At 32.2% G+C, this 255-nt stretch carries 1 pseudogene; it reads left to right on the plus strand.

Going from position 1 to position 255, the window contains the following annotated elements:
* A pseudogene (locus ACQ3F0_RS26945) lies at positions 1–255 on the plus strand (Na+/H+ antiporter NhaC family protein); the annotation flags it as partial.

The raw sequence follows: 255 nt of genomic DNA on the forward strand, positions 1-255 counted from the left end.
ACTTGCAAGTTTAATCGATATATCAACAGCAAATAACACTATTGCAATAGTATCAGCTGGTCCTTTGGCAAAAGACATAACAAAGGAATATGATATAGATCCAAGAAGAACAGCAAGTTTACTTGATGTTTTTGCATCAGCATTTCAAGGAATAGTTCCTTATGGTGGACAAATATTAGTTGCAGCAGGATTAGCAAAATTATCTCCAGTTGAATTAGTTCCATATAGTATATATTCAATGTTAATGATTGTGTT

Source organism: Clostridium sediminicola (assembly GCF_050402865.1).
GTDB classification, from domain to species: Bacteria; Bacillota; Clostridia; order Clostridiales; family Clostridiaceae; genus Clostridium_AF; species Clostridium_AF sediminicola.